The sequence below is a fragment of the Sunxiuqinia sp. sy24 genome, from assembly GCF_052677165.1.
This window is the reverse complement of the sequence record NZ_JBQYLH010000022.1, coordinates 43,408-65,088: the sequence shown is the minus strand read 5'-3', so window position 1 is coordinate 65,088 and position 21,681 is coordinate 43,408. Positions and strand designations below refer to the sequence as shown.

Annotated in this window: 17 protein-coding genes and 1 tRNA gene; 10 read left to right on the top strand and 8 right to left on the bottom strand. The window is 44.6% G+C overall.

Annotated features, from left to right (window positions below; all coding sequences use genetic code 11):
* Positions 1–10: 10 nt before the first annotated feature.
* On the bottom strand, positions 11–583 hold the full coding sequence (locus ACUNWA_RS16975) for a YceI family protein (RefSeq protein ID WP_445593124.1): 573 nt from the start codon (positions 581–583) through the stop codon (positions 11–13).
* Between the two features lie 179 nt (positions 584–762).
* Entirely contained in the window at positions 763–2,217 is a 1,455-nt protein-coding gene (locus ACUNWA_RS16970) for an aminoacyl-histidine dipeptidase (RefSeq protein ID WP_445593123.1), read from the bottom strand.
* 188 nt (positions 2,218–2,405) lie between these two features.
* Between ACUNWA_RS16970 and ACUNWA_RS16965 the strand changes: the two genes are divergently transcribed.
* On the top strand, positions 2,406–3,611 hold the full coding sequence (locus ACUNWA_RS16965) for an L-serine ammonia-lyase (protein ID WP_445593122.1): 1,206 nt from the start codon (positions 2,406–2,408) through the stop codon (positions 3,609–3,611).
* 120 nt (positions 3,612–3,731) lie between these two features.
* Here ACUNWA_RS16965 and ACUNWA_RS16960 read toward each other — a convergent pair whose 3' ends face one another.
* Both ACUNWA_RS16960 and ACUNWA_RS16955 read right to left on the bottom strand, forming a co-directional pair.
* Positions 3,732–4,889 carry a hypothetical protein gene (locus ACUNWA_RS16960; RefSeq protein WP_445593121.1) on the bottom strand — a complete coding sequence of 386 codons (1,158 nt, stop codon included), beginning with the start codon at positions 4,887–4,889 and terminating at the stop codon, positions 3,732–3,734.
* 161 nt (positions 4,890–5,050) lie between these two features.
* On the bottom strand, positions 5,051–5,857 hold the full coding sequence (locus ACUNWA_RS16955) for a phosphatase PAP2 family protein (RefSeq protein WP_445593120.1): 807 nt from the start codon (positions 5,855–5,857) through the stop codon (positions 5,051–5,053).
* Positions 5,858–5,973: 116 nt separating this feature from the next.
* Here ACUNWA_RS16955 and ACUNWA_RS16950 point away from each other — a divergent pair, with 116 nt between their 5' ends.
* Positions 5,974–6,549: a pentapeptide repeat-containing protein gene (locus tag ACUNWA_RS16950; RefSeq protein WP_445593119.1), complete on the top strand. Its 576-nt coding sequence runs from the start codon at positions 5,974–5,976 to the stop codon at positions 6,547–6,549.
* 147 nt (positions 6,550–6,696) lie between these two features.
* Here ACUNWA_RS16950 and ACUNWA_RS16945 read toward each other — a convergent pair whose 3' ends face one another.
* Together ACUNWA_RS16945 and ACUNWA_RS16940 are read right to left on the bottom strand one after the other, a co-directional pair.
* Complete coding sequence (locus ACUNWA_RS16945) at positions 6,697–7,494, bottom strand: hypothetical protein (RefSeq protein ID WP_445593118.1); 798 nt, start codon at positions 7,492–7,494, stop codon at positions 6,697–6,699.
* Between the two features lie 253 nt (positions 7,495–7,747).
* Positions 7,748–8,893: an aldose epimerase family protein gene (locus tag ACUNWA_RS16940; RefSeq protein WP_445593117.1), complete on the bottom strand. Its 1,146-nt coding sequence runs from the start codon at positions 8,891–8,893 to the stop codon at positions 7,748–7,750.
* 110 nt (positions 8,894–9,003) lie between these two features.
* Between ACUNWA_RS16940 and ACUNWA_RS16935 the strand changes: the two genes are divergently transcribed.
* The 5 genes from ACUNWA_RS16935 (at position 9,004) to ACUNWA_RS16915 (ending at position 17,030) form a co-directional block, all read left to right on the top strand.
* The gene (locus tag ACUNWA_RS16935; protein WP_445593116.1) at positions 9,004–9,384 is read left to right on the top strand and encodes an HYC_CC_PP family protein; all 381 of its coding nucleotides are present in this window, start codon (positions 9,004–9,006) and stop codon (positions 9,382–9,384) included.
* A gap of 132 nt (positions 9,385–9,516) precedes the next feature.
* Positions 9,517–13,404, top strand: coding sequence for an efflux RND transporter permease subunit (locus tag ACUNWA_RS16930; RefSeq protein ID WP_445593115.1), 3,888 nt, complete (start codon positions 9,517–9,519; stop codon positions 13,402–13,404).
* On the top strand, positions 13,401–14,633 hold the full coding sequence (locus ACUNWA_RS16925) for a TolC family protein (RefSeq protein ID WP_445593114.1): 1,233 nt from the start codon (positions 13,401–13,403) through the stop codon (positions 14,631–14,633). Before ACUNWA_RS16930 ends, ACUNWA_RS16925 begins: the two co-directional genes overlap by 4 nt.
* Positions 14,634–14,635: 2 nt before the next feature.
* Positions 14,636–16,420, top strand: coding sequence for an efflux RND transporter periplasmic adaptor subunit (locus tag ACUNWA_RS16920; RefSeq protein WP_445593113.1), 1,785 nt, complete (start codon positions 14,636–14,638; stop codon positions 16,418–16,420).
* A gap of 73 nt (positions 16,421–16,493) precedes the next feature.
* The gene (locus ACUNWA_RS16915) at positions 16,494–17,030 is read left to right on the top strand and encodes a hypothetical protein (RefSeq protein ID WP_445593112.1); all 537 of its coding nucleotides are present in this window, start codon (positions 16,494–16,496) and stop codon (positions 17,028–17,030) included.
* 220 nt (positions 17,031–17,250) lie between these two features.
* Here the strand turns inward: ACUNWA_RS16915 and ACUNWA_RS16910 are convergent.
* Positions 17,251–17,323: transfer RNA gene (locus tag ACUNWA_RS16910), tRNA-Thr, on the bottom strand.
* A 71-nt stretch (positions 17,324–17,394) separates the two neighbouring features.
* Between ACUNWA_RS16910 and ACUNWA_RS16905 the strand changes: the two genes are divergently transcribed.
* The 3 genes from ACUNWA_RS16905 to ACUNWA_RS16895 all read left to right on the top strand — a co-directional run bounded on the left by ACUNWA_RS16905 (position 17,395) and on the right by ACUNWA_RS16895 (position 19,257).
* Entirely contained in the window at positions 17,395–17,766 is a 372-nt protein-coding gene (locus ACUNWA_RS16905) for a heavy-metal-associated domain-containing protein (protein WP_445593111.1), read from the top strand.
* 447 nt (positions 17,767–18,213) lie between these two features.
* Positions 18,214–18,870, top strand: coding sequence for an endonuclease III (gene nth / locus ACUNWA_RS16900; RefSeq protein ID WP_445593110.1), 657 nt, complete (start codon positions 18,214–18,216; stop codon positions 18,868–18,870).
* A gap of 216 nt (positions 18,871–19,086) precedes the next feature.
* The gene (locus tag ACUNWA_RS16895; RefSeq protein WP_082326626.1) at positions 19,087–19,257 is read left to right on the top strand and encodes a DUF362 domain-containing protein; all 171 of its coding nucleotides are present in this window, start codon (positions 19,087–19,089) and stop codon (positions 19,255–19,257) included.
* Between the two features lie 559 nt (positions 19,258–19,816).
* On the opposite strand, the gene ACUNWA_RS16890 is transcribed toward ACUNWA_RS16895, so the two are convergent.
* On the bottom strand, positions 19,817–21,681 hold a 1,865-nt coding region (locus ACUNWA_RS16890; RefSeq protein WP_445593109.1), incomplete at its 5' end, for an MBG domain-containing protein.

Below are 21,681 nucleotides of genomic sequence, written 5' to 3'. Positions count from 1 at the left end.
CTCTCTTAGACTACTTGTTATAAACTAACTTGTACTCTACCTTAATCTCATCTCCTGTTTTAATGGTGCCCATCATGGCCACTGGTGGCTCAACGCCAAAGTCTGACATTCTTAGATCAAGCACGCCTTGAACGGTAATTGTCCCATTGGCTGCGCTAAACTCAAAATCATCCGTGACCTCTTGCGTTTTCCCAGCAATGGTTAGTTCCAGTAATACCGATCCGCTGTTTCCGTTTGGAGTCACTTGGCTTACCTTGGCTTTTATCTGTGGAAAGTCATCCTCTTTCAAAGCCTCATAAGTTTTCTTATTCATCAAACTTCGTTCACTTTTGATGGACTCTACATCCAGTAAAACATGACCGGTTGTTAATTGATCCAAATCTTGGTCTTCTTGAAGAGTAAATGCTCCTTGTAAGTTCTCGACTGCCATTTCCCAGTCATGAATTGTCGAGGTTCCTTTTACCAGCATGGAACTATTCTTTGAATCTAGTTTGTACTGAATTTGAGCCGTTGCGCTGTGATTGGCAACTAAAAAAAGCACTGCTAAAGCGCTGAAAGTTAAATTTCTAATCATTCTTTTCATGTCATCCTACCTTTCCTACTAAATAAGTAGCACAAACATAAAAACATTTTATAGTCCTACCAATGACAGCGGTAGCTATAGGATCAATTTAGAAAAAGACTAAGTAGTCTTATTTCTGTAATCCTTTATCAAACAAGTGAGTAGTGTTGTTTGGAATCTATGATATGAAACAATAATATTTAGGAAATATTTTCTAATATGTCAACCAGATGGCTCCAAAACTTGGTGACCGTATGAATATTGATGCGTTCATCGGGGGAGTGTGCTCCCAAAATGGTTGGTCCGATGGATACCATATCCAGTTCCGGGTATTTTTCGAGGAAGAGTCCACACTCTAGACCAGCGTGGATGGAGCGGACAATGGGCTTTTCTTCAAACAGTTTGACATAGGAATCGACGGCAATTTTCAGAATCTTACTCGATGGATTGGGCGTCCATCCGGGATAGCCGTCCGAATTTTTGATTTGGGCACCTGCAAGTTCAAAAACCGATCGGACCATTTCTGATGCGAAATACTTTCGGCTTTCAATTTCGCTACGCTGACTGGTTGTTATCAATACCTGTGTCTCATCCATCATTTTTACCGAGGCCAGGTTGGTTGACGTTTCTACCATGTCTTTCATGCGGGTGCTCATTTCCAACACCCCGTGCGGACAGGCGTATAGCAAGTTTAGCAAATTTTCCTGGCTGGTTTGCGTGAGTACCCGTTCAGGCAAAATGGTGGAGTTATGATCGACGACCAGATTGGGCTCGGTTCGCTCATACTCAAATTCGACATCGGCCGAAAACATGTTGATTTCGGCTACCAGCTGTTCTTTTTGAACATGAGGCACAATAACTGTTGCTGATGCTTCGCGGGCGATGGCATTGCGCAGGTTGCCTCCGTCGAAATCGGCCAATCGGACTCCGTATTTGCGAATGGCCTGCCATAGGAAGCGGGTCAGGATTTTTACGGCGTTTCCACGTCCTTTGTGAATGTCGTCGCCGGAATGACCTCCCATTAATCCTTTGACCAATATTTTTAAGGCGAAGGATTTGCCGGGTGTTTTTTCTTTTTCAATGGTCAGCGTTCCCAGCGTGTCAATGCCACCGGCGCAACCAATAAACAGCTCACCATCATCTTCCGAATCGAGATTGATCAGAATCTTGCCGGTCAAAAAGCCTGGCTCTAAGGCAAAGGCCCCGCTTAATCCGGTTTCTTCATCAACCGTTATTAAGCATTCCACTGGACCATGTGCTATTGTTTTTGAGGATAGAATGGCCATTTGCGCGGCAATGCCAATCCCGTCGTCAGCGCCCAGGGTTGTGCCTTCTGCTTTTACCCATTCGCCATCCACCACCGGAACGATTGCGTCGGTGTTAAAATTGAAAACGGTATCGCTATTCTTTTCACAAACCATGTCCATATGTGCCTGCAAAATAACGGTTGGGACGTTTTCCTTTCCGGGTGTTGCAGGCTTGCAAATTAGTACATTGCCGATCGTATCCGTTTTGGATTCCAACTCATTTTGGGCTGCGAAATCAAGCAAGAAAGCTCTGATTTTTTCTTCTTTTTTTGATGGACGGGGAACTTGGCAAATAGCTTCAAAATTATTCCATAGAGGTTGTGGATGCAGATTTTTCAATTTATTCATAGCTCACTATATTTGACAACGGAAAGGAGTTTCCTGATTTTTAAACGATCCCCAAAGTTAATGGATAATTACGAACCTCTTTTCTGAAAACATAACTTTTTGAAACATGTTGAAGGAAATTGGCAAAACCTGATTTTTGTTTGCTTTGTAGCCTTTCATTAACGCTTATTTTGCCCAAAATTCAGTTTATGGAATCTATTCGTGAAATATATCGCATGGGCTACGGACCTTCAAGTAGCCATACCATGGGTCCCCGAATCGCAGCAGAGCAATTTCTGGCAGCCCATTCGGGAGCCGGTAACTTTAAATGTACGCTTTATGGCAGCCTGGCAGCTACAGGCAAAGGACACCTGACGGATTTTGCCGTAGATGAGGTGTTTAAAAGTTACCCATTGGAAATTCTTTGGGAGCCCGATACATTTCTTCCTTTTCATCCCAACGCCATGAAGTTTGAGGCCTATCAAGAGGATGGTGAGAAACTGAATGAGAAAATCTATTACAGTATTGGGGGAGGGGCTGTGTTGGAGGAAGGACAGGAAAAGGAAACGAGAAAGGTTTATGAATTAACGAAGCTCGATGATATATTGACTTGGTGCCAAACTCATAAGAAGCATCTATGGGAATACGTCGAATTTAATGAGGGACCTCAAATTTGGAAATACCTGGAGCAGGTCTGGAAAATAATGAATGATTCGATCAAGCGCGGGATGGAACAAGAAGGAACCTTGCCGGGTGGATTGCACCTGCCACGCAAAGCAGCTATGTTTAAGCAGAAAGCGGACCAGTTTACCGGACCGTTTAAAAAGCGGTCGCAGTTGTTTGCTTATGCCTTGGCCGTTTCAGAAGAAAATGCCAGTGGTGGCCTAATCGTAACCGCTCCAACTTGTGGTGCCTGTGGCGTCGTTCCCGGGGTGTTGAAATATTATAAGAAAGTTTATAAAAAGGAGCTGAAACATATTCTGCGGGCATTGGCTACTGCCGGACTGATTGGCAATTTGGTGAAACACAATGCCTCTATTTCTGGTGCAGAAGTGGGCTGCCAGGGTGAAGTAGGAACAGCTTGCGCCATGGCCTCAGCCGCAGCCACCCAGCTGATGGGGGGCACGGTAAATCAGGTTGAATATGCTGCTGAAATGGGGCTGGAGCATCACTTGGGACTAACTTGTGATCCGGTGGCCGGCCTGGTGCAGATTCCTTGTATTGAGCGTAATGCTATGGCTGCTGAACGTTCGCTGGCTCATAACACCTATGCGCTGATGAGCGATGGGCAGCATCGGATCAGTTTTGATGAGGTGGTGGAAACGATGTACCAGACCGGCAAAGATTTGTCGAATCACTATAAGGAAACCAGTAAAGGTGGCTTGGCGCGTTACCAGGCCCTTCCAAAATACTAGAGCAAAAAAGAAGACCAATTACTTCTGATTTAGCGGTAATGCCGGCGGATTTTGATCCTTGCCTAAAGTGGTTGGTCTTCCTGCTTGTCAGTAGATGAGCCTGGTTTGCCAGACTCATACTTAGTTATATTTTCTGAAATAGCTGTTCAGCCGGTCGGTAAGCCGAGCATAAATGGGGCGTGTAAATTCAACAAACAAATCCTGTGGAGCAGGCGGCGGAACCGCTTTATTATTTAGAATTTGAATTTGTTCTTTGGTTAATACGCCTTCGTCTCCAACAAAAATCCCGTACTGGTTTCGCCATAAAAATTCACCTGGTACTTCTTCGCTTAATATCAGTTTTTGTGTCCGGAACTCTTCAATTTTTACATTCAACAATCCTTGGGACACGACTTCATCGCTAATAATTTTGATTTTACCTTTCAGGCGCTCCTGCCGTTTTTCAATGCGTGTCGAGTCGCGACCTACTTTTACTTCAACTTCCCGTTCTACGATACGATCGAGATTTTCCTGCTTCTCGAAGTGTTGTGGTTGTCCCACAAAAAAATCATAAAATTCCATCCGCACCACCAGATCCGGATAGTCAAGTTGTTGTTTCTCGGCTTCAATAGGCGTGTAAAACGCTACAAAGCTGGAGCTGGGGTAAAGTTGCTTCATCCGGTTAATAACCTGCTCGTAAAAGAATTCTGCCGACAACTCATATTTCCGCAGCGGAAAGGCAATGGATTCCAGAATGACATGAATGGTTGCCCGGTCTTTGGCTTCGTACATTTTTTCCAATACATCTTTGTACGAAGGCACTAGCTGGTCGGCTTGGGCAAAATGGTAATAGGCATCTTTGGCATCCTCGCGCGCAGGTCTGGCTAAACTGATCAAGCCTGCCTGATAGCGTTCTTCCGCGGCCCGGTTGGTGGCCTCACTCAGCTCAGAGGAATACATTTTTGGGGAGGATACAATTTTTCGAGCGGCAGGTACTCGTCGGATCAAGTTACTCAAATGGTTTACCCGATTCATAATGTTGAGTGTTTTACCCCATTTAAACGGATCATTTCCACTAAGTATATGATCGATCTCTTCCTGGTAATAATCCATTCCCATAGAGTAGCCATTGCGAACAACCGCCTGGGCTTTTTTATTGTTCGGATCACTACTGAGCCGGTTCACGGCCTTTTCAATCGCTTCAATGTAATTACCCTTTTCCAGTGCTTTTTTACCTGAAGAACAGGCGCCAAGCAAAAATAGAACAACAATTAAATATCCCCAGTTTTTCTTCCACATAATGTTTTTATTTTCAATGGTAACCGATGCCACGTCCGTTTTTTTAACTGCAGAAGTTTGATTTGCAGCTTGATTTTTCGGTTTGCTTCAATCGGTTGAAGTTGATTTTTATTGAATTTTGTCAAAAATAACTTTTTTTTCTGTCCTTACTCCTTTTTGTGTTATAGGGTATAAGCTAATTTCAGTCCCTGGATGGATCCTGACCGAAAAGGGGTCAGCGCAACACGTGAACTTTTGTTATGCTTTTCGGAGACCAAGTTCCCCACAAGAATTCCTAGTACGGCCCCTCCTGCAACATCGCTCAGCCAATGGCGGTTGTCGTAGATACGCGACAGCCCTGCTGCTGTAGCAATCGAATACGAAATGATTGGGACGGCAGGGGTGTCAGCATATTGGTTGGCAATAACGGATGCTACGGCAAATGCGGCTGTGGTATGTCCCGAAGGGAATCCAGTTCCTTGGAATGGTCCGTTAAACTGAAAAGGATCGGCTCCGGAGTGAGGGCGGGCGCGCCCAATCAAGCGTTTTGAGATTTGAGCAAGCAGGCTGGCCAATACAAAACTTTCGCCAGCCAGTAGTGCCGTCGATTGACTCTTGGAGTTGTTTGCCAGCAATCCATAGCCCATAAAGCCACCAATGACAGCCAGCGCATATTCTTCACCCAGAGGTTCCAGAAAATTCGCAGTGATTCGCTCACCTGACCGGCCGGCTTGTTCGTGCCAGTCTTGAAATGCATCACGCACCGGCTCATCAATCAGCGTTATCGCGGCAATTGAAGCGCTTAAAACACCAGCTGTTGCCCAGTCGCGGCTATCCCATCGAGCCGGCGCTGTCACTAGGTTTTTGGCATCACGCCATCCTTTCTGGATAAACTGGCGGTTTAACCTGAGTGTATCAATTTGCGCCGATAAGACTACAGGGGCTAGCAGTAATAGGATGAGCAGATTCTTTTTTAGCATAAACTTCATTGAGAATTCTGTTGCAATGATGATAACTTTTACTGTAGGAAGCAAATTTAAAATCTTCGCGGATATTTTCAGAACTTCAACTGATTTAGGGTAACTTTGGCCACCAAAATAACAATATGCTTGAATTCGCAAATTACGATAAAATCTATCGGCAGGTTGATTTTTCTGAAGAAACTCTTGCGGGAAAAGAATTTGATGGCTGCCAGTTTATCAATTGTTCATTTACGAAGTGCGATTTGACGCAAACAGAATTTTTGAATTGCAGTTTCGAAGCTTGTACGATTATGATGGTTATCCTGAATGCGACCGGGCTGAAAGATGTTCGAATGAAAGGCTGCAAACTGACGGGCTTTGATTTTAGTTTGTGTAACGATTTCTTATTTCAGCTTGACTTTGATTCCTGCCGATTGGATTATGCCTTATTTACCGGGAAGAAAATGCGGAAAACGCGTTTTGTTAGCTGCTCCATTGTTCAGGCCGATTTCTCAGAGTGTGATTTAACTGAAGCGGTGTTTGACGATTGCCTGCTTAGTGGCACTACTTTTTATCGTACCCAGCTGGAGAAAGCTGATTTCCGGACAGCATCCGATTTTTCTTTCGATCCCGATGAAAACCGAATAAAAAAGGCCCGTTTTTCCAAAGATGGCTTGCCGGGCTTATTGCAGAAATACAATATTCGTATTGAGCATTAATCCAGAACCTCCATTCCGGAGGATTTTGAATAAGCTTAAGTTAAACGTCGAAATAGAAAAAATCCGTTCCTGGTTTAAACGGGAACGGATTTTTTAATTTTTCTCTAGCTGATAGCGACTAGAATCTTCTCTTCATTCGAGCTGAGTTTAATATTTATGAAGTGTGATCACTTCTTTTTGGTCGCCTTTGGGCAGCGAGATTTTCAGTTCACCAGCAGTCAGGTTAGCCAGCCCCCGGATGGTTTCTCCATTGGTGGTTGTCCATTCCAACGTATAAACATCAGCGATTCCTGAAGGTGCTAATGATCCAATCGCTTGTAAATCATCGTAGCCAAGCAGTTTTCCATTGAGCAGGATCAATTGCTTTTGGTCGCCATCAAGATCCACCAAATCGATGAAGTAGGTGTAGTTGTAAAAGAGGTTGCCTGGCTTGTATAAGGCTTCTGATTCGTTTGTTTGAGGCTGAGCCACGGGAGCTGCTGGTTCAATCTTTTGTGCAGGAGTGGATGCCGGAGCTACCGCTGCTTGACTGCCCGAGTTGGGATTGATTGGCAGTTTGTCCAAATCCTTGAAGGCTTCGGCGAGCGCTTCAGCATAACCTTTTTGAAAATCTTTTGAACGTCCGGTTCCTTCCTGTGACCAAACGACGCGGTTGCGGCAGTCTTTGAGTTCTACTTTCAGTTTGTTCTTAAACATGTTGTTTACTTTCATCAGGCTCACGGTTAGTACGTCGCAGAAATCGTCGTTGGTTAGTTCTGACTGGAAGGTGTTCTCAATCGACTTGGCATTCAATTCATTTTGAATGGAGGAGCTGAGTCCATAGGGATTCAGGCCATCGGCAAAATCGGGGAACTGGGTTGGGATAATGACATACTTATAAGAGGTCTGAGAAAATGCCAGTACACTAAGAACCAGCAGCCCAGTAAGGAGGAGGAATTTTCGCATGATGTATTGTTATCTTTGATTTTCTGACCAAACTTACAAAATTTTATTTGTCAAGTTAAATTCAATGTTGCTTTTTATTGTGGGATGTTCTACGTCTCTTGTCTGTTGTATCCCGAGCCAGAAGCCTTGGCGGTGCGATAAATTGGAAGCAATTAGTGCTCATGAAATAAAGAAGTTTTGCTGAAGGAATGGCTAAAAAGAAAAAGGCCGGAATGAAAGTTCCGGCCTTTTTTGCATATGCTCGATGTGAGTTTTAATCTTCTTTTACTGCGAATTTGTAAATCGTTGTTGAGTTCAGCGTGTCACCCGGCTCCAGAATTGTATTGGGGAAATTGGAGTGATTGGGAGAATCCGGATAATGCTGCGTTTCCAGACACAGACCATAACGACGCTTGTAGGTTTTTCCGCTGCGTCCGGTCAAAGTGCCATTTAGAAAATTGCCGGTGTAAAACTGGACGGCAGGCTCTGTGGTGAAGACTTCCATGTACCGTCCTGATTTGGGCTCGTATACACTGGCGCAGAAAGTCAATTCGTCAGACTCCTGATCTTTATTCAAAATGTAGTTGTGGTCGTATCCGCCGGCGACGGCTAGTGCAGGCATTTCTGAATCAATGCGCTCACCAATGATGTGTGGTGAACTGAAATCCATATCGGTACTTTTGATGGAGACAATTTTTCCGGTTGGAATCAGCTCATTGTTCAGGACTTCGGTGGTCGAATCCGCATCAATTACGATGATGTGATCGAGAATATTGCCATTGCCTTCCCCTTTCAAATTGAAATAGACATGGTTGGTCAGGTTAAACGGACAGGCTTTGTCGGTTGTGGCCTGATAATCGATTTTTAGTTCATTCTTGTCGGTCAGGGTGTAAGTTACAGTAACCTCTTTATTCCCGGGGAATCCGGAAGCTCCATCCGGGCTGTTTAAAGTCATGGCAACAGCTGGCCCGTCAGCTGTTTTTAGTTCTTTAGCGTCATAAACCTGACGGTAAAAACTTTGGGTTCCGGAGTGTAAGTTGGCCTTGTGGTTATTCACTTCCAGTTGGTACACTTCTCCGTTTAGTTCAAACTGAGCATTGGCAATTCGATTGGCAAAAGGACCTACCACAGCGCCTTGCCCGGCATCCTGGGTTTGGTATTCAGCAATGGATTTGAAGCCTAAAGCTACATCGGCCAGATTTCCCTCACGATCGGGAACCAGGATGGAAACAATCTTTGCTCCATAGTTGGTTAAGGTCACTTTCATTCCATTGGCATTTTTCAAGGAGTACAAGGTGGTTTGTTTGCCATCAATGGTGCTTTCAAAATTGGCCTTGGAGTACAAAGGCTCCTCTTTTTTTTGAGCGGGTTGCTGACAGGCAACTCCAGCGATCAGAAAAAGAAATACGAGTTTTTTCATCGGTTTGTTCATTTTTGATTAGTCTTGTTTATAAAGAGTTATTTTGATAAAGGTTGTTAATACTTTTAGGAAGCCAAACAAATTTGTATAGCTTTGCGTTGTTACTACAGATGATAAAGAAAATTCTTCATATTACAATATTAGTGATTATGATGGTCTCCACCATGGGGTTTTCCATCACAAAGCATTATTGTGGAGAGGATTTAGTTGATCTTTCTGTTTCGGGCGATGTAGAAACATGCTGTGATATAGCGGAAGGCGATTGCTGCCACAATGAAGAGCAAACCTACCAATTGGATCAGGAGTACACCTCTACTGTCGTTATTAATCATGTCAATTACATTTCATTTGTTATTTTTGAAGTTCCCCAGTTTCTGATCGAATCGCTGGGAGGAACCAACCATTTTTTAAGTGTGGCTAGTAGGGGAGAATCGCCTCCTCCTAGGGATGTGCTGCATTTTCTTGCCGATATTCAGGTTTATCGTTTATGATTTTTCAATGATTGCCGGGTTTAGAATTTTTTAAATCCGGAGTTGATCGGGTGCTTTTTTGATTCACCTGTGAAGCTATTTTTTTATTTTTAGAATAAACATCATTGAAGAATATCATAACGAGGAGACGGTATGCTGAATAAAATTGTAAAGTACTTTCTTGAAAACAAGTTGGTTACCATGCTGCTTTTAACTGGCTTGGTAACATGGGGCGTAGTAACTTCCCCGTTTGGCTGGGATACCGGTATTTTACCAAAAGACCCGGTTCCGGTGGATGCCATTCCCGACATTGGCGAAAACCAACAGATTGTTTTCACCGAATGGCAGGGGCGCTCGCCACAGGATATTGAGGACCAAATTTCATATCCGTTAACAACCTATCTTCTGGGGATCCCCGGAGTGAAGTCCATCCGGAGTTCTTCCATTTTCGGATTTTCCAGCATCTTCATCATTTTTGAAGAGGACATTGAGTTTTATTGGTCACGATCGCGCATTCTTGAAAAGCTGAGTTCGCTTCCTTCGGGGTTGCTGCCGGAAGGGGTGCAGCCCGCGCTTGGGCCGGATGCCACTGCTTTGGGGCAAGTGTATTGGTATACGCTCGAAGGCCGCGACAAGAATGGAAACCCAACTGGCGGTTGGGATTTGCATGAGATTCGGTCGATTCAGGATTTTTATGTGAAATACGGACTGAATGCTACTGAAGGTGTTTCTGAAGTGGCTTCCATTGGTGGTTTTGTACAGGAATATCAGATCGATGTCAACCCCGATGCCTTGAAGGCTTACAGCATACCGCTGTATAAAGTCATGCAGGCGGTGCAAAAGTCAAACAGGGATGTTGGCGCTAAAACCATCGAAATCAATCAGGCAGAATACCTGGTGCGGGGATTGGGTTACATTAAAAAAGTGGAAGACATTGAAAAAGCGGTGGTAGCCGTTCAGGAGAATGTCCCCATTCGCATTCAGGACATTGGTGTGGTTAGCCTGGGGCCAGCAACCCGCAGGGGGGCGTTGGATAAAGATGGCGCCGAAGTTGTTGGCGGTGTCGTGGTGGCGCGTTATGGTGCCAACCCGTTGCAGGTGATCAACAATGTGAAAGACAAAATCAAGGAGATTTCACCCGGACTGCCACAAAAAACATTGGAGAATGGCGTGGTTAGCCAATTGACGATCGTGCCTTTTTACGATCGCTCCGGATTGATAAAAGAAACATTGGGGACATTGGAAGAGGCCATTTCACTTCAAATTCTGATTGTGATTCTGGTGGTCATTGTCATGGTGTATAATTTGCGGGCTTCATTTTTGATCTCCAGTTTGTTGCCCATTTCCGTGCTGATGGTGTTTATCGCCATGCGCTATTTTGGTGTCGATGCCAACATAGTTGCTTTATCCGGTATTGCCATTGCGATTGGAACGATGGTCGATTTAGGGGTGATTCTCTCGGAAAATATCATCAAGCACGTGGATGAAGCTCCGCCCGGACAAAAACTAATCACCACCATTTATAATGGTGCTTCCGAAGTAAGCTCTGCAATACTTACTGCAGTTTCGACCACCATTGTGAGTTTCATTCCGGTATTTACTATGCAGGCTGCCGAAGGAAAACTCTTTGGGCCGCTGGCTTTTACCAAAACTTTCGCGCTGATCGCTGCACTTATTGTCTCTTTATTCATTTTGCCCATGCTGTCCCACTGGTTTTTTGGCGCAAGAATCAAGAATCAAAAAATTAGGAAATGGTTGAATATCATCCTAATTCCCGTTGGTATTGCTGCCCTTGTATTCGGACATACCTGGGGCGGAATGATGTTGCTTGCTTTTGGGCTTGTTGGTACCTTTAAAGAGCTTAGCGGAGCAAAGTTGGACGCGGGGAATGAGAAATTAACAGGCAACGAAGCTGTCACTTCGACCCCCACATCAGTTCAACAAAAAGCAAAATCATTTGTCTATTGGATGCTTAAGCATGCTGAAATCATCCTCGTAGTTATTGGTGTGATTTGGCTGCTGGCCAAATACTGGCTTCCGCTGGGACCCTCCAAAAGTTTGGTGATGAATGTGGTTTTCGTCGCGTTGATTGTGATACTTATTTTAGGGTTCTTCACCGTTTTGGAGTATTTCTACAAACCAATATTGAAATGGTGCCTGGAGCATAAGGTCACCTTTCTGCTGATCCCTACTTTTTTAATTCTCTTCGGAACAACAACTTTTATCGGTTTTAATTCTTTGTTTGGCTTTGTAGCCAAAGGTTTTGATGCTGTAGGATGGAACGTCCGGACCACTAAAGTGTGGTCAGGTCTAACACATACTTTTCCTGCAATAGGAAAAGAATTTATGCCTTCACTTAACGAAGGTAGCTTTTTGCTGATGCCTACCTCCATGCCCCATTCGGGTTTTGAGTACAACCGTAAGGTTTTGGGGCAGCTGGATATGTTGTTGACCAACATTCCTGAAGTCGAACTTACCGTGGGGAAATTAGGCAGGGTAGAATCTGCGCTCGACCCGGCACCCATTTCCATGTATGAAAACGTGATCAACTATCGTCCGGAGTACATGCTAAACGAAAAAGGGCACCGCGTGCGGTTTAAGGTGGATAAGGATGACCGTTTTATATTGGCCAGCGGAGACACGCTTAACAATGAGGAAGCCCTGAAACGCGGGGTGACCAGCGAAGAATTGGTGCCGGACGATTGGGGCAATTATTTCCGCAACTGGCGCGAACAAATCCAATCGCCTGACGATATCTGGAACGAGATTGTGAAGGTGGCCAAAATCCCCGGAGTAACCTCGGCGCCCAAACTACAGCCCATTGAAACGCGACTGGTGATGCTACAGACCGGCATGCGCGCCCCCATGGGAATAAAGGTGTATGGCCCCGACCTACCAACCATTGAAACATTTGGGAAGCAACTGGAGGAGATATTGAAAGAAGTTCCTTCGGTAAAAGCCGAAGCGGTGTTTGCCGACCGAATTGTTGGCAAACCCTACCTGCATCTAAACATCAACCGGGATGAGATTTCGCGTTATGGCTTAAACGTGGAAGATGTCCAGCAAACCATTGAAACCGCCATTGGCGGAATGAAAATCACTTCTACGGTCGAAGGCCGTGAGCGTTTTCCAGTCAGGGTTCGCTATCCGCGTGAACTTCGTGACGACCCGGAAACGTTGGGGCAAATTTTAATCCCAACTCCAACAGGCGTACAAATACCAATCTCTCAGGTTGTTGATTTCGAGTATGTAAGAGGGCCGCAGGCTATAAAAAGTGAAGATACTTTTTTGGTAGGTTATGTCCTGTTTGACAAACGAGAGGGCTTTTCAGAAGTTGGTGTGGTCAATGATGCGCAGAATGCTATTCAAGCGAGGATTGACGCCGGAGATTTAGATGTGCCTTCAGGAATAAGTTACAAGTTCTCCGGAAGTTATGAGAATCAGCTGCGGGCTGAAAAACGCCTTTCCGTTATTGTTCCTTTGGTTTTGGTCATTGTGTTCCTGATTCTTTACTTCCAGTTTAAGTCAGTAACGACCTCCTTCATGGTCTTCTCTGGAATAGCCATGGCGTTTAGCGGTGGGTTTATGATGATATGGCTATACGGTCAGGGTTGGTTTGTCGATTTCTCCCTATTCGGAACCAATATGCGCGACCTGTTTCAAATGCACACGGTGAACCTGAGTGTAGCGGTGTGGGTCGGTTTTATTGCCCTGTTTGGAATTGCGACCGACGACGGTGTTCTGATGGCAACATACCTCGACCAAAGTTTTGCCCGGAATAAAACCGATAACCTGAAAGGAATAAGGGCGGCAGTGGTGGAAGCGGGCTATCGAAGGATTAAACCAGCAGCTATGACTTCGGCTACGACTATTATCGCGCTGCTTCCAATTCTTACCTCTACCGGGCGCGGGGCTGACATTATGATTCCCATGGCCATACCCGCCTTCGGAGGGATGATTTTTGCCGCCATTACTTATTTTATTGTGCCGGTATTGTATAGTACGAGAGAAGAAAGAAAATTAAAAAAGATACAATCATGAAGTTCGTAGTAAATATCATCATATTAATGATTCTGGGGGTTACAGCCGGACAAGCCCAAACGCTGAATGATTATTTCAGGACTGCGGCCGAAAACAACCCCGGATTACAGGCCAAATACAAGGAGTTTGAAGCGGGACTTCAAAAAGTGCCGCAAGTGAGTACATTGCCTGACCCTACTTTTTCTTTCGGCTATTTTGTTTCGCCGGTTGAAACGCGTGTAGGGGCGCAACGGGCCAAATTCTCACTCACCCAGATGTTTCCCTGGTTTGGAGCATTGAAAGCTCAGGGCGATGTTGTTACCTTGATGGCGGAAGCCAAATACCAGTCGTTTCTGGATGCCCGCAACCAATTACATTATCAGGTGGCTGCGGCATACTATCCGCTTTACGAACTCAGCCGGTGGAAACAGATTGAGCAGGAAAACATTGACATTCTACAATCGTATAAAACCATTGCCAATTCAAAATTTAAAAACGGGTCTGCACCGATGGTGGATGTATTACGGGTGGATATTATGCTGAAGGATGCTAAAACCAGTTTAAGTATTTTGAATGAGAAGGAGAAACCTCTTCGCACCACGTTTAATAAACTACTGAACAGGGACGAAGACGAGGTGGTAGCAATAAATGATTCTCTGCCTGCAGAATCTTTACCGGATAATTTCCGAAAAGATTCCCTGCTGACCGGTAATCCGATGGTGGATGCGCTTGACTTCAAAATAAAAGCGAGCGAGGCTAGTGAAATTACAGCACAAAAGCAGGGACTTCCCAAGGTAGGTGTTGGCCTGGACTATGTACTGGTTGGTGAACGAACGGATATGGATGTGGCCGATAATGGCAAAAACGTGTTAATGCCCATGGTGTCATTGAGTATCCCAATATTCAGGAAAAAGTATGATGCGGCCAAAAAAGAAGCGCAATTGATGCGGGATAGCTACATACTTCAAAAAAATGAAATGGAGAATTCGTTGTTGTCAAACTATGAAATGGTTTGGTTTCAGATTCAGCAGCAAAAGCAGCTTTTATCGCTTTATGAACAACAAATTCAAACATCACAACAATCTTTGGATTTACTGTTTACTTCTTACGGGAATTCGGGAAAGGAATTTGAAGAAGTACTGCGCATGCAGCAGCAACTGCTGAAATACGAAAAAATGAAAGCTACAGCTCAAGTTCAGTATCAAACCGCTTTGGCCAAATTGAATTACATCACTGCAAAAACATATTAACGATGAAAACAGATAAAAAAACAATAATCATAGTCATTTTAACGCTGGCAGTAGGTTTATTGCTGGGGTGGTTGATATTTGGTGGGTCGGGAAATGAAACAACAGATGAACACCAGCATGAAACAGAAGTGGCAGGCGAAACAACCTGGACCTGCTCAATGCACCCTCAGATTCGCCAAGGCGAGCCAGGCGATTGCCCCATTTGCGGTATGGATTTAATTCCATTGGAAGATGAAAACGATGGCGATATTGACCCGATGGCTATCAGTATGTCGGCAACGGCCATGAAACTGGCCAGTGTAAGTACGGCAAGGGTTGGTGAGGTAGCCCCTGTAAAATCAGTTCGTTTAAACGGCAAGGTACAATCCGATGAGCGTCTGGTTTTTTCTCAGTCGTCGCACATTCCCGGGCGGGTTGAAAAGTTACTGGTGAATTTCACAGGCGAATATGTCAACAAGGGACAAGCCATTGCAAGCGTTTATTCACCCGATTTGATGACTGCCCAGGAAGAATTGTTTGAAGCACAAAAAATAAAGGAATCACAACCACAGCTTTTCAGTTCAGCCAAAGAAAAGTTAAAGAACTGGAAACTATCGGAGGGGCAGATTGACCAGATATTACAGTCGGGAGTCGCAATGGAAACCTTTGATGTGCAGGCCGATGTTTCAGGCTATGTTACCAAAAAAATGCTCAATCCCGGTGATTATATCGGCAAGGGGGAAGCCCTATACGAAGTTGCTGATTTGTCAAAGGTATGGGTGCTTTTTGATGTGTATGAATCGGATGTGCCCTGGGTGAACAAAGGTGACAAAGTAGAATTTACCATTGCCTCGCTTCCGGGTGAATCGTTTACCGGAACCATCTCCTTTCTCGACCCTGTAATCGATCAGAAAACGCGGGTGGCCAAAGCGCGGGTTGAAGTCATTAATCGTGGGTTAAAATTGAAACCCGAGATGTTTGCTTCGGGCACGGTAGAAGCAAAATTACCCAATCAGTCTAATGCGGTTGTGGTTCCGAAAACCGCTGTGATGTGGACGGGCAAACGTTCGGTCGTGTATGTGAAAAACACCACCGAACAGGGCGTGAATTTTACGATGCGCAATGTGACACTAGGACCTGCCCTGGGCGAGAGTTTTATTGTTGAAGATGGATTACAGGAAGGCGAGGAGATTGCTGTTAACGGTACATTTAGCATTGATGCCGCCGCCCAATTGGCCGGAAAACCAAGCATGATGAGCCCTGAGGGTGGGCCTGCAATGACGGGCCACAACCATGGCGGGATGGAAATGGAAACAGAAACAACGGTTGAGAAAACAAAGCCTGTTGAACCGGTTAATACCGATCCTGCTTTTAAGGAACAATTGACCAATGTATATGAAGATTACCTTAAAATGAAGGACGCGTTTGTTGCATCTGAAGCACATCAGGTCATGCTTGCGGCTCAGAATGCCGAAAAATCGCTCAAAAAAGTTGACATGGGACTACTCAAAGGCGATGCTCACAAGGCCTGGATGGAGCAGTTGAAAACACTTGAGAGTACAATAAACACGATCAGCAAATTAATGGACATTAAAAAACAACGAGCCGAATTTGCCCGGTTCAACCTGGCTTTTTACAAAAGCCTGAAAATGTTCGGACTGGTAAACACAACCGCCTATTTTCAGTATTGCCCGATGGCTATTGAAGACAAAGGGGCTTACTGGTTTAGCGAAACAGAGGAAATCCGCAATCCCTATTTTGGAGATATGATGTTGGGATGCGGAGAGAACAGGGAGACCTTGAAATAGGAGAAATTGACAGAGAAGGGGCTTCCGCTCCTTCCGGTTCTTTTTTAAAATGAATCTTTAATAATACAGAAAAATGAAAACGATAAGAAAATTATTTATTGCAATGGTAGCTGTGGTTTTCGGATTTACAGCCTGCAACAAAACGGATGAACCAACTGATAATTCAATTGAAGGAACGTATGTGGGTACTTTAACTGCCGATGGGGTAAAAAGCGCTTCGGCAGAGTCGACCGGTAGCGGTAATGCTAGAGCTGAGGTGACAAAAATCAACGATGAACAAATTGAAGTGCATTGTTACAGTGTTGACTTTGACACCACGTTCATGCTCAACTATTTCGAAGATCACGACAGTGTGATGGTGTGCCTTACCGGCGATGACTTTGAACATAGGTATGGACATTCCATAGGACAAGGCCATATGATGGGTGGCATGATGGGTGATATGCATGAGGGAGAAACCGAGTGGGAGCACCACATGTCTGATGAACATCAGGAAGGAGATGAGCATTTCGGAGGATTTGATATGCCGAATCACTCTTTCAGTTACCGATTTGAAATAACTGAACAGAATTCAACCCATTTCCTGAATTTTCATGGTGCTAAGGAATAATATCGGTAAGGATGTTTTGGGGAATGAGAATGTTGAGAGCGTGGCATCGCGCGTTAAAATGTTCGTAAAATAGCATGTTAGAGACAGCAGGTGTTCTTTTTCAAAATTGGAAATTGAATATTCGTTATTGGATATTTAAAGGGAAGGGCAAAGCTTAAAGAAGCGGACAAACAATACAGCAACGAATCTTTAGTGAGTTGGTGTTGAAAACTTCTTAGTGAGCCTCTCATGGGACTCGAACCCACGACCTGCTCATTACGAATGAGCTGCTCTACCAGCTGAGCTAAAGAGGCAAATGTAAAGGATAAAATTAGTTTTTTATTCGATGAAATAATAGAAGTAATAACCATTAAAATTGAAAGTAATGAGAACAAAAGTGATGATGCTGGCAATCCTGATGATGATGGGGGCCGGAACGCTTTTAGCCCAAAACAAAACCGAGAAGTTTAAAGTAAAAGGAAACTGCGGTATGTGTGAAAAACGCATTGAAAAGGCAGCCAAATCGGTTGAAGGAGTGACCCTGGCCGATTGGGACAAGAAAACCAAGATGATGGACGTAAGCTTTGACGAAAGCAAAACGGATGTTCATAAAGTACAGATGGCTATTGCCAAAGTGGGGCACGACACCCCCATGCACAAGGCAAAAGATGAAGTGTACAGCGAACTTCCCGGTTGCTGTCAATACGATCGCAGTGAAAAAGCCGCTGAAAAGCACGATCATAATCACGACCATTAATGATGAACTCTTGTTTGTGAGTGGTTTAATGAACCCTTAACTATGGAGCAGGCTGTTGATTCTCGACAGCCTGCTTTGTTATTTTAGGGCGAGGTATAAGTTCTACCAACTAGTCCGACTGATACCTGCCTGAGATTTTGGAAGTATACTCCTTTTAGAAATGGATACAACAGGTTAGCTCGCCTAATAAGAGAAGTTGAGCGAGCTATGAAATAAGAATGCCTCCTACTTCCGCGTTAGCATCGCTTGTTGAAGGGTAAGTGGCTTACCATCCGATCTAATCATACGGTAAGGCAACCACCGTTTTTTCGATCGAGCCAGAATGCAGGGAAACTAAATGCTTGAAGCGATTTACGACTGGTCTTTCCCAAAAACTAAATTCACAGGGTTGCTTTCTGAATCAGGATAGCTATTTTTGTTTTCTTCAATTCAGAATAGACTACGGATATGCAAAAAAAAGAACGTTATCAACGGGTGATTGACTATTTCCAGAGAGCCATGCCAATTGCGGAAACGGAGTTGGAGTATGGCAATCCTTACGAGTTGTTGGTTGCCGTAATCTTGTCGGCGCAGTGTACCGACAAGCGAGTGAACCAGATTACGCCCGAACTATTTAAGCGTTTCCCAAAGCCTGAATTGATGGCCGAGGTGGAAGCAGCCGAGGTGTTTGAATACATCCGGTCGTGTTCGTACCCCAACAATAAAGCCAAGCACTTGGTGGGCATGGCTACGATGCTGGTGAATGATTTCAAGGGTGTTGTGCCTGACGATATCACCGAATTGCAGAAGCTGCCGGGGGTGGGACGAAAAACCGCCAACGTAATTGCTTCGGTGGTTTATGAAAAGCCGGCCTTTGCGGTCGATACCCATGTTTTTCGGGTGGCCAACCGTATTGGCTTAACCACCAATTCCAAATCGCCCCTGCAAACCGAGCGGGAGTTGATGAAGTATTTCCCGGAAGAGATTGTGCCCCTGGCGCATCATTGGCTTATTTTGCACGGACGATACACTTGCCTGGCACGAAACCCGAAGTGTGGCAAGTGTGGTTTAACCGAAGTGTGTAAGTACTATGAAAAGCTTCGGAAAACAGAGCTGCCGAAATAGCGGATGGGCAAAAGGGGAGTGATTTCATTCTGTGTTTCAGGAAAAGCCGGGATGAAGCCTACTTATTTAGTTCAATTATAAATTGATTTTCCAGCTATATTAATTTCAAATTATCTCTTAATTTTGCAGCATTAATTTTAGTAATCGAGTACTTTGTTTTTATAGCAAACTTTGTACTTTTGCTTGTATTCTCTAACTTATTAAAAAAGAAGTGTTATGGCTTATGTAATTTCAGATGAGTGTATCGCATGCGGAACTTGTATCGATGAGTGCCCAGTGGACGCAATCGCAGAAGGTGATATCTATACAATTGATGCAGATCTGTGCACTGATTGTGGCTCATGTGCCGAGGTTTGCCCGGTTGATGCAATTTCGATTGCCGAATAATCGGACAGCATAAAATTATTAGCCCGCTATCGTTCGATAGCGGGCTTTTTTGCTCTTCAGAATCGGATTTAGGTGCGCTGTTTCCAAAATTGAACGAAAAAAATTGACGCACAGATCCTGTTAACTTGCTACTCTTTGAAGCCAGCTTGGTAATCACTGGCAGTTGGGCCTATTGTTTCCGGCTAATTGGTCAATCCAATCAATCAATCGTACACTTGCAAAGTGATTAAACTCCAGTAATGTGCAATCTTCCATTCCTGTTTTTTTATCGGGAGTTGCTCCGGTTCATCTCCGGATCTTCTGCGTTGCTTCTGGGTATCTTCTGTATTGCTTCTGTGTTCAAATACAGAGAATATACTTAGAAAATATATAGAAATTACATGGGATATTCGGACTTGCCCGGCTGCAAACCCGATACTGGCATGCCGAAGATGGCTTCCCGAAGATTTTCGATGAGTTGAAGTGGCTTTGATTTTTAAGGCTGAATGCATTTCCCCACACAAAAAGAAAAGACGCACCGAAGTGCGCCTTTCCAAAATAACTCAATGATTGATCGTTATTACCTGGTGTACATCGCCTTGCCGTTAATCACTTCAGATCCCATGGTCAGGCGGTAAATGTACAGGTTGCTCATGTTCGAGTTCGGAGCAAATTCAGCATTGTAATTCACCCCGGCTTCAACAGGCTGATCGAATACGACCTTTACCAGGCGACCGTTTGCATCGTACATATCCAGTCGGGCTGTGGTCGTTACCGGCGAGCTAAATTCAAATTTCAGCCGGTCGGTAAATGGATTCGGATAGGCCAGGAAGCTAGACGTTACTGTGTTTGGAGCAACGGCAATCTCGGCCGTTTTTCTATTGTTCTTCACTTCGTGAATTACAATAGAACCACCTCCAAGCAGGGTCGTTGCATCAGCATTTTCATCCACACCCAGCTGGTTGTCATAAACAACATCGGAAGGTGATCCATCAACCCAGATTTTTATTCTGAACAAATCAGGATCTCCTTTTGCTTTCACGTCACCATCAATAACTGAAACCATGAAAGCGTAACCGGGTTCTCCATTGATGGATCCTTTTCCTTTATAGGTGGCTTTGAAATTGGCAATTACCAATGTCATGGCATCGTGCGATGACGAATTAAACTTCAACTCACCAGCTTTAAAATGGAATTCGGTATGACCATCGACTTCTTTGTTGCCTTTTTTGTATTTGGCATTGAATCCGAAGTTTGCTTTCCCTACAGCAGTGGGGGCGGCAGCCAATGTTCCTTCCGGTGACCAGAACCAGCCACCACCGGTGACAAAACCTGCTGAAGGATCGTAAACAGGGAGATAAGCTACTGACTCACTACAACCTTCACCTGCCATAGCCGTTACCTTGTACACTTTAACTTCGGGAACAGAAACGTTTGGTATGGCTGCAATTCCATTCGTGTTGGTGTGCACTGTTGATTCTCGTTCGAGCTGTTCCTGGTTGTTTTCATCATATGAAGTCACTATAAAGGTGACAGCAACCCCTTCAATCGGAAGATTGTTTTCATCGACTACTGTCGCTCTCAAGGTGGCAGAAGACCCAACGGCAACAGGTTGACTGCTGGCGCTGGCATCTATAGCAACAGGAGCAATCGAAAGAATTGCAGGGATATAGGTGATGGCATAATTGGTGTTCTCTAAGCTTCCCTGAAGTATCGTATGCGAGCCAACATCTTCTCCAGGCATACGGTCTATGGCGCCACTAAACCCGATAACTTCACCATTTATCAGAATTGTACCAATAGCCGGGTCTGAAACAAAGGTCAAAGTTGGGTCAATTTGACCGCAATATTTGCGCTTGGCATCAGCAGTAACGGTAACCGCCAGTTGGCCAATCGTCAAATCCGCACTGGTATAAGCGATGTTATAGTTGGCATTATCCAGCGTGTTTTGCCTGATGGCGTAGTTGCCAACAGTTTCACCAGGATCTCTTGAAAGTGCTCCTGTAAAGGCAATCACTTCACCATTTGCAAGAACAGTACCAACAGCCGGATTGGAAACGAAAGTCAGCGCCGGATCAAGTTCTCCGTAAGTTTTGCTCATGGCATCAGCAGTAACGGTAACCTCCAGTTGCCCAATCGTCAAATCCGCACTGGTATAAGCGATGTTATAGTTGGCATTGTCCAGCGTGTTTTGCTTGATGGCATAGTTCCCAACAGTTTCGCCAGCATCTCTTGAAAGCTTACCGGTAAAGGCAATCACCTCACCATTTGGAAGAGTACTTCCAACAGCCGGCACCGAAACGAAAGTCAGCGCCGGATCAAGTTCACCGTAAGTTTTGCTTTGTGCATCAGCAGTAACGGTAACCGCCAGTTGCCCAATCGTCAAATCCGCACTGGTATAAGCGATGTTATAGTTGGCATTGTCCAGCGTGTTTTGCTTGATGG

What these genes read in the sequence shown, in the direction of transcription:
- ACUNWA_RS16975 (WP_445593124.1), bottom strand. Translation starts at nt 583, where the DNA reads ATGAAAAGAATGATTAGAAATTTAACTTTCAGCGCTTTAGCAGTGCTT.
- ACUNWA_RS16970 (WP_445593123.1), bottom strand. Translation starts at nt 2,217, where the DNA reads ATGAATAAATTGAAAAATCTGCATCCACAACCTCTATGGAATAATTTT.
- ACUNWA_RS16965 (WP_445593122.1), top strand. Translation starts at nt 2,406, where the DNA reads ATGGAATCTATTCGTGAAATATATCGCATGGGCTACGGACCTTCAAGT.
- ACUNWA_RS16960 (WP_445593121.1), bottom strand. Translation starts at nt 4,889, where the DNA reads ATGTGGAAGAAAAACTGGGGATATTTAATTGTTGTTCTATTTTTGCTT.
- ACUNWA_RS16955 (WP_445593120.1), bottom strand. Translation starts at nt 5,857, where the DNA reads ATGAAGTTTATGCTAAAAAAGAATCTGCTCATCCTATTACTGCTAGCC.
- ACUNWA_RS16950 (WP_445593119.1), top strand. Translation starts at nt 5,974, where the DNA reads ATGCTTGAATTCGCAAATTACGATAAAATCTATCGGCAGGTTGATTTT.
- ACUNWA_RS16945 (WP_445593118.1), bottom strand. Translation starts at nt 7,494, where the DNA reads ATGCGAAAATTCCTCCTCCTTACTGGGCTGCTGGTTCTTAGTGTACTG.
- ACUNWA_RS16940 (WP_445593117.1), bottom strand. Translation starts at nt 8,893, where the DNA reads ATGAAAAAACTCGTATTTCTTTTTCTGATCGCTGGAGTTGCCTGTCAG.
- ACUNWA_RS16935 (WP_445593116.1), top strand. Translation starts at nt 9,004, where the DNA reads ATGATAAAGAAAATTCTTCATATTACAATATTAGTGATTATGATGGTC.
- ACUNWA_RS16930 (WP_445593115.1), top strand. Translation starts at nt 9,517, where the DNA reads ATGCTGAATAAAATTGTAAAGTACTTTCTTGAAAACAAGTTGGTTACC.
- ACUNWA_RS16925 (WP_445593114.1), top strand. Translation starts at nt 13,401, where the DNA reads ATGAAGTTCGTAGTAAATATCATCATATTAATGATTCTGGGGGTTACA.
- ACUNWA_RS16920 (WP_445593113.1), top strand. Translation starts at nt 14,636, where the DNA reads ATGAAAACAGATAAAAAAACAATAATCATAGTCATTTTAACGCTGGCA.
- ACUNWA_RS16915 (WP_445593112.1), top strand. Translation starts at nt 16,494, where the DNA reads ATGAAAACGATAAGAAAATTATTTATTGCAATGGTAGCTGTGGTTTTC.
- ACUNWA_RS16905 (WP_445593111.1), top strand. Translation starts at nt 17,395, where the DNA reads ATGAGAACAAAAGTGATGATGCTGGCAATCCTGATGATGATGGGGGCC.
- nth (WP_445593110.1), top strand. Translation starts at nt 18,214, where the DNA reads ATGCAAAAAAAAGAACGTTATCAACGGGTGATTGACTATTTCCAGAGA.
- ACUNWA_RS16895 (WP_082326626.1), top strand. Translation starts at nt 19,087, where the DNA reads ATGGCTTATGTAATTTCAGATGAGTGTATCGCATGCGGAACTTGTATC.